The sequence below is a fragment of the Pseudoduganella lurida genome, from assembly GCF_007830455.1.
GTDB classification, from domain to species: domain Bacteria; phylum Pseudomonadota; class Gammaproteobacteria; order Burkholderiales; family Burkholderiaceae_D; genus Rugamonas; species Rugamonas lurida.
The window spans coordinates 25061-37763 of the sequence record NZ_VLLB01000015.1 but is presented as its reverse complement, the minus strand read 5'-3'; the positions used below and the strand labels follow the sequence as shown (position 1 = coordinate 37763).

General features: G+C 60.2%; 10 protein-coding genes. 9 read left to right on the top strand and 1 reads right to left on the bottom strand.

The window, feature by feature from the left end; translation table 11 throughout:
• The first annotated feature begins 11 nt into the window (after positions 1-11).
• From IP91_RS25265 to IP91_RS25250, 4 genes are read left to right on the top strand one after another with little or no spacing between them, the layout of a single operon-like run.
• Positions 12-1202 (top strand): hybrid sensor histidine kinase/response regulator, encoded by a 1191-nt coding sequence (locus IP91_RS25265; RefSeq protein WP_145653262.1) that lies wholly within the window; start codon positions 12-14, stop codon positions 1200-1202.
• Between the two features lie 13 nt (positions 1203-1215).
• Positions 1216-3204 (top strand): S8 family serine peptidase, encoded by a 1989-nt coding sequence (locus IP91_RS25260; RefSeq protein WP_145653260.1) that lies wholly within the window; start codon positions 1216-1218, stop codon positions 3202-3204.
• 23 nt (positions 3205-3227) lie between these two features.
• A complete protein-coding gene (locus IP91_RS25255; RefSeq protein ID WP_145653258.1) occupies positions 3228-3470 on the top strand; it encodes a hypothetical protein in 243 nt (80 codons plus the stop codon).
• Between the two features lie 19 nt (positions 3471-3489).
• Entirely contained in the window at positions 3490-3948 is a 459-nt protein-coding gene (locus IP91_RS25250; RefSeq protein ID WP_145653256.1) for a DUF2244 domain-containing protein, read from the top strand.
• A 187-nt stretch (positions 3949-4135) separates the two neighbouring features.
• Here IP91_RS25250 and IP91_RS25245 read toward each other — a convergent pair whose 3' ends face one another.
• Positions 4136-4759 (bottom strand): OmpW/AlkL family protein, encoded by a 624-nt coding sequence (locus IP91_RS25245; protein WP_145653254.1) that lies wholly within the window; start codon positions 4757-4759, stop codon positions 4136-4138.
• Between the two features lie 199 nt (positions 4760-4958).
• On the opposite strand from IP91_RS25245, the gene tssF reads away from it, so the two are divergent.
• The 5 genes from tssF to IP91_RS25220 are packed head-to-tail and all read left to right on the top strand — an operon-like array spanning position 4959 to position 12662.
• Positions 4959-6707: a type VI secretion system baseplate subunit TssF gene (gene tssF, locus IP91_RS25240; RefSeq protein ID WP_145653252.1), complete on the top strand. Its 1749-nt coding sequence runs from the start codon at positions 4959-4961 to the stop codon at positions 6705-6707.
• Positions 6708-6716: 9 nt separating this feature from the next.
• Positions 6717-9422, top strand: coding sequence for a type VI secretion system Vgr family protein (locus tag IP91_RS25235; protein ID WP_199754764.1), 2706 nt, complete (start codon positions 6717-6719; stop codon positions 9420-9422).
• An 11-nt stretch (positions 9423-9433) separates the two neighbouring features.
• Positions 9434-11092, top strand: a complete 1659-nt coding sequence (locus IP91_RS25230; RefSeq protein ID WP_145653250.1) for an esterase/lipase family protein — start codon at positions 9434-9436, stop codon at positions 11090-11092.
• Positions 11089-12399, top strand: a complete 1311-nt coding sequence (locus IP91_RS25225; RefSeq protein WP_145653248.1) for a T6SS immunity protein Tli4 family protein — start codon at positions 11089-11091, stop codon at positions 12397-12399. Before IP91_RS25230 ends, IP91_RS25225 begins: the two co-directional genes overlap by 4 nt.
• A complete protein-coding gene (locus IP91_RS25220; protein ID WP_145653246.1) occupies positions 12396-12662 on the top strand; it encodes a PAAR domain-containing protein in 267 nt (88 codons plus the stop codon). The genes IP91_RS25225 and IP91_RS25220 overlap by 4 nt, the downstream gene beginning before the upstream one ends.
• The last annotated feature ends 41 nt before the right edge of the window (positions 12663-12703 follow it).

The window sequence follows — 12703 nt, the reverse complement described above, 5'->3', positions numbered from 1 at the left end:
GAGAAATGAAGATGAACACCAACAAGGATTCCCGCAACGAGCCGACCAAGCTGCTGATCGTGGATGACCTGCCCGAAAACCTGCGCGCGCTGAACGCGGTGATCCGCGCCGATGACCGGGCCGTCTACCAGGCTTCGTCCGGCGAGGAAGCGCTGGCGCTGCTGCTCGAGCACGATTTCGCGCTGGCGATCCTGGACGTGCAGATGCCGGGCATGGACGGCTTCGAGCTGGCCGAACTGATGCGCGGCACGGACAAGACCCGCCACATTCCGATCGTGTTCGTGAGCGCGGCCGGCAAGGAGCTCAATTACGCGTTCAAGGGCTACGAGACGGGCGCCGTCGATTTCCTCTACAAGCCGCTCGATCCGGACGCCGTGCGCAGCAAGGTCAACGTGTTCGTCGACCTGCACTGCCAGCGCATGGAGATCCGCCGCCGCTCGGAAGAACAGCAGGCCACCAACAACGAGCTGCGCGCCGCGCAGGAAGAGCTGCATTACGCGCTGCGCATGCGCGACGAGTTCATGTCGATGGTGGCGCACGAGCTGCGCACGCCATTGAACACGCTGTACCTGGAAACCCAGATGCGCCGCATGCAGCTGGACCGCGGCAACCTGGAAGCGTTCGGCGCCGAGTCGCTGGAAAAGATGGTGGCGCGCGACGGCCGCCAGATCCAGTCGATGATCCGCCTGATCGACGACATGCTCGATGTCTCGCGCATCCGCAGCGGCGTGCTCTCGATCCGCCCCGGCTGGACCGAGCTGCAGGACATGCTGCAGCGGCTGACCAGCGACCTGTCGCACCAGGCGCAGGCCGCCGGCGCCGTCTTCGAACTGGACGTGAAGGGTCCCGTGAACGGCTGGTGGGACGAGTTCCGCATCGAGCAGGTGATCGTGAACCTGCTCACCAATGCGCTGCGCTACGGCGGCGGCAAGCCGGTGCGCGTGACGCTCGCTGCCACCGAGGAGCATGCCCGCGTGGACGTGATCGACCAGGGCCCCGGCATCGACGATGGCCTGCAGGCCCGCCTGTTCCTGCCCTACGAACGGGGCGTGGGCAACGGCGTGCCGTCCGGCCTGGGCCTGGGCCTGTACATCTCGCGCCAGCTGGCCGAGGCGCACCAGGGCCAGCTGACGGTGACCAGCAAGCTGGGCGAAGGGGCCCGCTTCACGCTGGTGCTGCCGCGCGGGACACCGCCGGTCTGAACGGAGCCACGGCGTGAGCACTCCCCTGCACACTGCCGTACCGGGCGACGCGCTGGCCGCCGCCGACCTGCAGCCTGCCGTCGACCGGCTGGTGGAGCTGGCCGGCACCTGCTGCGCCCTGATCGTCGATGACACGGCGTTCGCCACGCAGCGGCAGGTTCTGCGCCGCATGCACAGCCTCCTCAACCTGGCCGCGTGGCTGGACGGCGGCCCCGCCATCGCGCTGCTGCCGGGCCGCCCGCGCATCGAAGGTGTCCACGTGGCGAGCGCCGTCGATTACGCGATCGCTGCCTGGCACCGTCTCCCGTCGCTCGATGCGCGGCTGCTGCTGGTCGACGAGCTGCTCGACTTCTTCCAGGCCGTGCTGCCTGGTGATGGTGCCGCGATCGTTGTCGCCGCCTGGCGTTTGAAGGCGGCCGCCGATGGCGACGCTGCGCGCTCGCTGCCTTCTGCGCTTCCCCCCGTCTATCGTTTGCAGGACTTTCACGGCCGACCGTGGGAAGCGGCGCAGTACGTGCTGCTGCCGGCCCGCGGCCTGCGTTCCTGCGGCATGGCGGAGATCGGCGAGGCCGTGCAGCCGGATGCGCCGGTACAGCCCGCGTCGGCGCAGCAGCGCATCCTCCGCGTCGCCACCGGGGAAGCGGGCACGCTGCACCTCAGCACACCGCAGATCCTGCATTCCACTGGCGAGGATGGCCCGAAGCTGGCCGCGCTGACGAACCAGGACGTGCAGGAGCTGCGGGCCCGCACGCCCGGCATGCGCGTGCTGCCGGTGGTGCTGTATGAGCTGGCGCGGCGTCCCGAGCTGACCGTGGCGCGCAGCGCGCTGCCGATGCGGCCCGCACCGGAACTGGCGCTGACGCTGCAGGTGGCGCGCGCCGTCGATCCGCAAACACCGGTGGCCGGTGCGCGCGTGGTGGCCTTCACCGATTTTGCGGCCCGCACCGGAGCCGAGGGGCTGAGCGATGCGTCGGGCATGGTCAGGCTGGATCTGAAACCGGGCACGCGGCTGGAAGCGCTGGTGGTGTATCCGTCGGCGGGCTGCTGGGGCCTGTACCAGCGCGACATCACGCTGCAGAAGGGCGCGCTGCTGGCGCTGCAGCCGATCGACCTGGCGGTGCCCGATCACCTGCGCGAAGTGTATGGCGACCGTGACCTGGCGGCCGGCGAGGGCGTCACCGTCGGCGTGATCGATACCGGTGTCGATGCCACGCACCCGGACCTGCATGTGGCCGGCGGCGCGGCGTTCGTCACAGCCGAAGGCGATGCGGGCGGTGCCGGACCCGCCGCCGTCGATGGCGACCATGGCACCCATGTCGCCGGCATCGTCGCCGGGCGGGGCAGCAGGCCGGGCGTGGCACCCGGCGTCAAGCTGATGAGCTACCGGGTGTTTCCGAACGCAGGCAGCGGCGCCACCAACTACGACATCATCCGCGCCATCGACCGCGCCGTGGCCGATGGCTGCGACCTGCTGAACCTGTCGCTGGGCGGCGCCGCGCGCGACGAGGCCGTGCAGGCCGCCATCCGCGACGCCGCCGACAACGGCGTGCTGTGCTTCGCCGCCACCGGCAACGACCGCCGCGGCCCGGTCAGCTATCCGGCGCACTGGCCGGAAGCGGTGGCCGTCACGGCGGTGGGCCGGCTCGGCACGTTCCCGGAAGCGTCGTCCGAAACGCTCGATGTGGTGGCGCCGTTTTCCACGATCGATCCACGGCTCTTCTCCGCCGGCTTCGCCAACGTGGGACCGGAAGTGGACCTGGCCGGCCCGGGCGTGGGCATCGTCTCGACCGTGCCGGGCGGCGCCTATGCCGTGATGAGCGGCACGTCGATGGCATGCCCGGCCGCGGTGGGCGCCGCTGCCGCACTGCTGGCGCAGCATCCGCAGGTGCTGGCGCTGCCGCGCACGGCGCCACGGGCCGCGGAGATGTTGCGCATCGTGCTCGCCGCCGCCCGCACGCTGGGGTTCGCGCGCGAATTCGAAGGTGCAGGACTGGTCCCGTGACGGCGATGGTCTACACTGGAACGATGCGCCGCTTAGTCATCCGCCAGACGAACCGGGCCACGCTGACCGCCGAGCAGGCCGAGCGCGTGGTGCAGGGCTATGCCGAGGCGAAGGTGCTGAACCGCGACGGCCGCACGATGCTGGTGGACTTCGACCCGTGCGCGATCGACGCGCTGCGGGAGAGCCTGCCGGGCTGGCTGGTGGTCGAGGAAGGCCCGCCGCTGGCGGTGCCCGATCATTGCGTGCATGTGAAGGGCCGAAGCTGACAACAAGCCGGGAGGTGCCGTGAAACGCGATTGGCCAAGGGATGGCAGGCGGGAGTGGCTGGTGCAGCGCAACTGTTCGCTGACGCCGCGGCAGACGGTGGGCGCATGGGCCGCCCTGCTGCTGGTGTCGCTGGCGATCGGCCTGTTCTTCACGCTGCAGGGTGCCTGGTACGTGCTGCTGTTCTCGGCGCTGGAGATGAGCGTGGTCACCGCCGCCTTCCTGCTGTACAGCCGCCATGCCACCGATTGCGACCGCATCGTCTACGAGGATGGCACGCTGTCGGTGGAAAAGCTGCGCGGCGGCCGCCTGTACCGCGTGCGGCTCGATCCGCACTGGCTGCGCGTGGTGCCGCCGCGCCGGCGCCGCGATCCGATCCGGCTGGAGGCGCGCGGTGTCAGCGTCACCGTCGGCAAATGGCTGCCCGAGCCGGGGCGGCGGGCGCTGGCGCGCGAACTGCGCGAGGAGCTGGCGCGGTAGCTTGCGTTGCGATGCTGGCTGCGGCTCCAACCGTGATGCGTCCTGGCGCGATGCAGTGGCTCGCGCTCTGCTGCGCAACGGATCCGGCCTGCCGTTCCGCCGCGCGAAAAAAAACCTGCTGCCGGCGAACCGGTAGCAGGCAAAGGCTTGGAGTAAAGCGGGGTTGAAACTCTGTTCTGAAGCGTTCTCAAAAACGGTAGCCGACGCCCACGCCGAACAGCACGGGATCGACCTTCACATGGCTGGCCTTCACGCCGCCGATCAATACGTCACTGCGGATCTGCAGCTTCTTCACATCCACGTTCAGCGACCAGTGCGTGTCCAGCTTGAAGTCGATGCCGGCCTGCGCGGCCAGACCGAAGCTGTCGTGCTCCAGGCTGCCCTGGCCATTCAGCATGTCGTTCTTCGAGAACGTGGTCCAGTTCACGCCCAGGCCCACGTAAGGGCTCACGGTCTTGTCCGGGGTGAAGTGGTACTGCGCCAGCAGGCTCGGTGGCAGGTGCTTGAAGGTGCCGATGCTCTGGCCATCCAGGTAGACGTCGTGCTTCTGCGGGTAGGTGAGCACGAGCTCCGCCGCGATGTTCGGCGTGAAGAAATACGAGATGTCCACTTCCGGGATCGTGCGGTTTTCCACGCCGATGCGGTTCGACGCGCCCGTGCCGCCGACCGGATCGGACTTGTCCGCCGGGTCGATATGCACCGCGCGGGCCCGCACCAGCCAGTTGCCGCTGGTGTCCTGCGCCTGTGCTTGCGACTGCAATGCCAGCATGCCCATAGTGATCGTGATGACTGCCAAAACTGCCTTTTTCATGATGCTTCCTTCTCTCTTTGTCGTATCAGCAGAGTCAGTTTATTGATGTGCGTCATCAAAAACTTTGATCCAAGTCAAAATTGGCAGAAGCAGTTCAGGTAGTTGAACTCGCAAAACAGGTGCGACCAGACATTGCTGGAGGTCAAAAACTGCGGACGGGGAGCATGCAACCATCGCGTCTCGCCGTTACGAGGCCTGCATGGACAAACTTCTGCCGTACTACGAGAGGGAGCTGGCACTGCTGCGTCGCTACCAGCAGGATGCCGCGCACAAGTACCCGCGTCTGGCACGGCTGCTGGGTGCCGCCGATCCGGCCAACGAGCGGATCATGCAGGGCGTCGCGCTGCTGTGCGCCCGCACGGCGTACAAACTGGATCACGCGCTGGAGCCCGTCACTGCAGGTCTGTTGAGTGCCCAGGAACCGTACTACCTGCGGGCGTTGCCTTCCTGCTCCATCGTCCAGTTGGACCGGCCCACCGGCAGCCATGTCACAACGATCCCGCGCGGCACGGAGCTGAAGACCACCATGGCACCGGTGTGCCGCTTTCGCACCGCTTACGATGTCATCAGCGCGCCCGTTGTCGTAACGTCCGCGGCGTTCGTCAATCGGGTCGACGTGCCGGCATCCCTGCGCCTGCCCGATGGACTGGGGGGACGGCTAACGATGACGATTGCGAGCAGCGATGCCTCCTTCGATCTCGCTGCCGCCGCGGTGCCGCTGCGCCTGTACATCGATGCAGATGGCCCGGTGCGCACCGCCGTCTTCGACACGCTGTTCACGCGCACGCTGTGTACCGTCGTCGAGTCGGGCGGGAAGTGGCGCAAGCTGGCCGGGCTGCCGATCAAGCCAATCGGCTTTGGCTCCGACGAGGCGCTGCTGCCCGTGCACCGCCGCCAGAACGCGCCGTTGCGAATGCTAACGGAGTACTTCCTGCTGTCCGAGAAGTTCGCGTTTTTCGATGTCGACCTGAAGCCATTGCTGGACCGCGCGGACACGCGGGAGCTGACGCTGCATTTCCTGCTGCCGGACCTGAGCCAGGCACCGGCCTCACGCCACCTGCGCACGTTGTCGGGGGAGATGCTGCGAACGCGCTGCACGCCGGTCATCAACCTGTTTGCCCGCAAGGCGATGCCGATCCGGCTCAAGCCACGCCGCACCACCTATCCGCTGACGGTGGCGCATGGCGGCGAAGCGCCTGCCATCGTTTATGGCGTGAAGGCGGTACAGCTTCGACACCGCGAAACACCCACCGTCGCCCTGGGTGGTCTGCACGCCGCGCACCACGCCCGGGGGGATTTTCACTGGATCGAGCGGCATGCCAATCCCACGCTGGGCATGGCGGAGGAGATCTCCTTCGTGGATCGCGATGAGCAACCGTTCCACGTCAACGGCGGCACCGCGGATATCGACGTTACCTGCACCAATGGCGATCTGCCCGCACGCCTGCCGCCCTGCGGCTTGAGCGCTGGCGACGTAGCGGCCGGCTGTCCGATCCGCATGCTGCGTCCGCCCACCCGTCCCGGCATCCTGGCCGATGAACGGGACGGGCACCTGAAAATCATCCAGGCGCTGGTACCCCGTTACATGCAGATGGCGCGCTTCGAAGAGTTGCCGGCCTTGCTGGACCTGCTGCGTTTGCATGCACTGCCGGATGATCCTGTCACGGAGCGACAGCTGTCCGGCATTCTCGGACTGACATCCCGCGATATCGTCGGCTGGATGCGCCTCGAGCACAGCTCCATGCTTGCCAATGGCGTCACCGTGAACGTGACGATCGACGAAACGGCATTCGTCGAGCGCAGCATCTTCGTGCTGGCGCTGATCCTGGATCAACTGCTCGCGTGTTCGACCGCCGCGAACAACTTCACGCAAATCACGGTCCTGGCATCCGATGGGGAAGTGCGGCTACAACTCCCCCGCCGCAAGGGCACCTCTTCCCCAGTTTGAGGACACCGCATGGAACTCGTGAACAGCTTTGTCAATTTCCTGGTAGCGCATCGCGACCTGGTGACCAGCGATCGGGCGCTGCGCCTGCGGATCGACCATCCATCGATGATGATGGAGGACGTGCTGCTGCCGCAACGCATGGCAGGCCATGAAACACTGTGCGGCGGTTTCGAATACCGCGTGCTGTGCGTGGCGCTGGACGCCTGCCTGCCACTGAAGGAATTCATCGCGCTGCCCGTGGCGATCGACATCGTCAACGATCGCGGACAACTGCACAGCATCTGCGGCATCGTCACCGAAGCGTGGGCGGGCGACAGTGACGGCGGCCTGGCAAGCTACCAGCTGGTGATCCGCGACGCACTCGCCATGCTCGAAAAGCGCATCAACACGCGCGTGTTCCGCAACCAGAACGAAGTGGAAATCGTCTATGGCCTGCTGGCCGAATGGCGGCACCGCCACGCCAGTCTCGGTGCCGTCTTCGATGTGGAAATGGACAACGTGTTCAGCGCGCAGGCCTACCCGCAGCGCGAGTTCACGATGCAGCATAACGAATCGGATGCGGCCTTCATTCGTCGTCTGCTGAAGCGGCGCGGCATCGCCTGGTTCTTCCGGCCGCCAGGCCAAAACACCGAACCGTATCCCGTGCACCGCATGTGCCTCGTAAACCACTACGAAAGCGTGATTCCCAACGCGGCCGGCACCGTGCGCTATCACCGCGACGCGCCAACCGAAGAGCGCGACGTGATCACGTCGTGGAATGCCGTCCGGACGTTGCGGCCTTCGCGCGTGGCGCGCCACAGCTGGAACTATAAGAACCCGCTGGACCTCGAACAGATGCGCATGGAGCAGGTGAGCCAGTTGGCACCGGCGCTCGGTGCAACGCTGGACGACTATCAGGTCCTGCCGCCCCACGTGGGAAACGATTATGAAGATCTGGTGAGCATCGGCTCGCTGGCGATGAAACGTCACGACTTCGAGACCAAGTGCTTCATGGGCGAAGGCACCGTGCGTGATTTCCGCGTCGGCGAATATTTCGCGCTCACGGGCCACGCCGAGATCGATCGCCATCCCGCCGAGGAGCGGGAGTTCATCGTCACCGAGCTGCATCTGGCCGTGCAGAACAACCTGCCTCGCGACTTGGCCGACCGCGTGGCGACGCTGTTCACGCGCAGCGGGTGGCCGGGTGTCATCAAGGATCAGCGGCCGGTCAGCATGCGCTTTACGGCAGTGCGGCGCGACATCGAACTGGTCCCCGCCTACGACGCCCGCGTTGACCTGCCACCTGCGCACATGCAGAGCGCCATCGTGGTGGGGCCTGAAGCGGAAGAAGTGCACTGCGATGCGATGGGCCGCGTGCGAATCCGCTTCCCGGCTACCCGTCCCGACGATCACGAACTGGCAGGCGCCTCGAACAGCGAGGCCGATTCCGCCTGGGTGCGCGTGACTAGCAGCTGGGCTGGTAATGGCCCTGGTAGCAGCCAATGCGGCACCGTCACCTTGCCGCGTGTCGGCAGTGAAGTGCTTGTGGCGTTCCTGGGCGGCGATCCCGATAAACCCGTGATCGTGGGCCAGATGTACAACCAGCATGCCACGCCACCGGCGTTGAGTAGTGGCGGCGCTTTGCCGGACAACCGGCATCTGTCTGGCATGCGGAGCCGGGAGGTGGGCGGCGGTGGGCGGGGGAATCAGTTGCGGTTTGACGATACGAACGGAGAGATTAGTGTGCAGGTCGGAAGTGATCACAGCGCTGCGCAGCTGAACCTCGGTTTATTGACGGGATCACGCGCCGACGGATCCGCGCAGTTACGTGGCGATGGAGCCGAGCTGCGGGCCGACAGCGCCGTCGCGGTTCGAGGCCCCGGGGGTGTGCTGCTGTCAGCCACGGCAGACCCCAAGGGCGACCAGCTGGGTCGCGATGAACTGATCGGTACGGCATCGATACTCAATGCCGTGGCGGAGCAATTGGCATCGCTGGCGCAGACTCATGCTGGCGACGATGCGCTGCACGGCGAGCTGACGCAGCTTTGCGACCGCGTGCGCGATTGGGACAGCACGAAATCGCCCACAGCCGTTATCGCAGCTAGTGCGCCTGAAGGAATGCTGTTTACCAGTGACAGCAACATTGTCGTGGGCGCACAAACGGGTATCGATCTGGTGTCAGCGAAGAATGTGCATGCCGCTGCCGGTGGCAACGTTCTGTTAAGAGCCATACGCGGTATCAGCATATTCGCGCAGAAAGTCGGCATGAAGCTGATTGCCGCCGGCGGCAATGTTGTTATTCAAAGCCACAACGGCGACATCGAACTCACCGCGATAGGCAGCGTAAAGATCAATGCTGGCAAAAGCATTGAACTGCAGGCGCCCGCGATCCGTATTGCCAGCAAAGGCGCGCAAGTGAACTACGGTGGCGGAAAGGTCATCCAGCAGTGCAAGGACGCGTACATGATCAAGTCCGCATCGTTCGAGCATACGAAGGGCGGCGACGGCAATGTCGCGGACATCAAGTTTCCCAGCACCAAGATTGAGACCGATGAGCGGGTTGTGTTGTTCAACTCGCAGAGCGGTGCGCCTGTGGCTGGCCGGCGTTATCGGTTAGAGCTGTCTGATGGAACGAGTGTTGATGGGGTGACGGACGACGAGGGACGGACGGAACTCGTCTCGGGCGACGAGATAGGCGATATCAGCATCATTGTTTACCCGGACGATACCAACTAAATAGGAAAAAAATGGCTACTTACAGAGGTCCAGAATCGACCAGGCAATTACCTACACCTACCGTGGACGTGGACGGCACGGTAAGGGGAAAAACGACACTCTCGCCAACGGCCTGCAAGGTGCGTGGACGTTTGGAGATTCCACCTATTCATGTAGTCCCAATCATTCTAGTGCCGGGCATTATGGGCTCGAATCTTAGAGCGAATGCAGATAAGAAAAAATTACGGAATCAGGAATTAAGAGACGGCGAAGCAGCATGGCGCCCGCCTAATGGATTAGTGGAGGGCTTAGGAGAGGCTGATAAGTGGGAAACACGTACTCCAGAGATCAGACAAAAAATTTTGGATGGAAATACTTTGGAAGTGGATCCAAACGGAAGCATCGAGATTTCCTCAGATGCTGCCACATTTGGATTAACTCTAGGCGAAGCAAAAAGCTGCGGTTGGGGACAAATCCATTCCTCTAGCTATGGGCCTTTACTCCGTGCGCTACGAAAATATTTTTCTAATTTTTTCGAGTGTTCATCTAAGGAGAAGATTTTAATAACTGAGCACTGGAACAGATTAAATAATTTCCCGCGGAGATACTGGGACGGCGAGGGTGTCGGTGCCTTGAAGAGCTTTACTGTTGATGAGCTGCTAAAGTTGGCAAAATTTCGTTATCCGGTGTATGCCTCCGGGTATAACTGGCTGCAAAGTAATGAAACCTCAGCAAAAATTCTGCAGCACAGAATTCTAGAGATAATAAATTACTGGAACGCAGTAGGCCAAAAATGTTCTGGTATTGTTTTGGTATCCCATTCGATGGGCGGTCTTGTCGCAAGGGCTTGTGCAAAGGGTATGCCTGAGAAAATTATTGGTGTTGTGCACGCATGCATGCCAGATTTAGGTGCTCCGGTTTGCTATCGCCGTATCAGCTGTGGAACAGAAAATTCAAGTCCATTAAATAATGAAGTAGAAAATGTCGGCGCAGAAAAATTTGCTGTTATTGCGGGTGTTTCGGCATTAGAAACCACACCAGTAATGGCTTTTTCGGCAGGTGCATTGGAATTGTTACCGAACCACCGATATCCTATCCCTTGGCTCACAATATCCAATCAAGAAAATACCGATAGCAGTAGAAAAAATCTATTAACTGGCAATCTATATGATCTTTATTTGGAAAGAGATGCATGGTATCGGTTGTTTTTTAAAGACATAGCTGATCCGGCAAATCTACACAAGGGTAAAGTACAGCAAGACTATGAAGCTACCGTGAATCAAGCGCGTAAATTTCACCAAGTTATTTTAGACGATTACTATCATCACAATACGTATGCCTTTTATGGTGCAGATGGTTATAAAACTTCCTATGGAAGGATTCATTGGACCTATTCTTCCAAAGAAAATATTTTGCCTGACGCATTCATGCGTGCAAAATCAGTCGGAGAGAAATTTTCATCGAATCGTCAAGTACAGTTGCCAAGTGGCCAAATTGTGAAGCTTGAACTTTCGCGACAAGATAGCGGTGGTGATGGCACAGTTCCTTCTGTCTCAGGCGCTGGTCCGAAGCCTTATGTTAAAGCTATATTCGGTGTTAGGGGATTTGGACACCAAGATGTTTTCGCTAGCGAACGTATGCAGTCATTAACTATACAACTAGTGGCGCGAGTAATATTGGAGAAAACATGAGGAGGAACTTCGTTTATATCTCTGCATCTTCAGTGTTGCTTGCAGCAATATCATTGCCAGTAAGTTGGCATCTTTATGAGGTTAATCCAATGAGCGATAATATTTCTCCGAATTTAGCAAGGCCAATGTGCATGGGTAGATATGTGTTAGATATTCCATTTAGTATGGATATCGCCGTAAAATCAACATTGATTTCTGGATGGAGAGTCAACACTGACGTCGAAGATAGTGATAATGAATTTGATGACGAGATTTCTGCAAAAGAGGTGGAGTTAGCCAACGAAAAAAATATGAGGGACCTACGCAGTCTGGAATCTGTAGTGCCGTTTTCTTTCGATGGGCGGCGGGGAAAAATATTCACTTATGATCGCCGATGGACATACGGATTTTCGTTTGGGAAACGTGTGGAAAGTGAGATGGTTGCATTAATTGCTTTTGTCAGGATTGGTAAAATAACATTCAAATTTCATAAGCCTAGTGCTGATGAGGAAGACATAAAGGATTTACTGAAAATAATCGAGCGTATAAAGACGCGCGATGGTGAAATTCCTAATGAACCCGGATTTTGTATAGAAAGCGGATTGATTCTGGACCCTCGGCCTGGTGAGCCAATAGAATCTATTGCAATCACTGCTGGACTTCGTTCAAACGAAGATATATCTCTATTATTTTCTTCAAGCGCCGGATCGCTGCCGCGTGATTCGCTTTTGGAACGCATTCATAATAGTAAAGTGAGGAAGATACATCCAAATCGTTTTATGCCAATTTTTCACGGCGCTCGTGAGATTAATGGTATTCTTGGTGAAGAGGCTTCGGATAAGGTATGGGAGATTAACGGAACTCGGACGCACAAATTTATGTGGGAGGCAAAGGGAAAAAAAGACGACGTTATGCATCCATCGTTGACAGTTGAGTTAACTATAGGAAATAGTAAAGGTATGCCGCCAGTAAATTCGTCGCTCTCCGATGAAGAGGTACGATTATTATGGCAAAAAATTTCATCGAGCTTGAAGCTGCGCGACACCACGGCCTTATCGGAGCTAAAGCAGACTCACTATGCTACTTCGAACATAAATCTAGTTAAGGCAGGTAATGAATGCCCGCTGACTGGATGGTGGAACTGCGGTGTGAAAACTGACCACTATGAAGTTGTCGGTGGTGCCAGTCAATTTTTTCGACGAGGCATGCTGATGCCACAAGCGCAGTTATTTGGCCCTGTTACCTTACTCGACAAAATGAAAAATCATCGTCCAACCTTTAAACTAAGCACACCCACCGTGTGGATTTTGGTGAAGGAGCACCCATGAAAAACATTGTCCGCATTAATGATCCCACGTCGCACGGCGGCAAGGTGATGTCTATCAAGGCAGCGCACGTCAAGGTCGATGGCAAAGCTATCGCGTGCGTGGGTGATCAATGTTCTTGCCCTGTGCCCGGACATGGCATTGGCATGATCACCGAGGGCAGCGATACCCATAAGATCGATGGCGTCGCTGTAGCCTACCAAGGTCATAAGACATCGTGCGGTGCGACGCTGATTTCGACCTGTGGTAATTTCAGTTCGGACTAGGGGGCTGATATCGCATGCAGCTACTCAGTTTTATTAGCCGC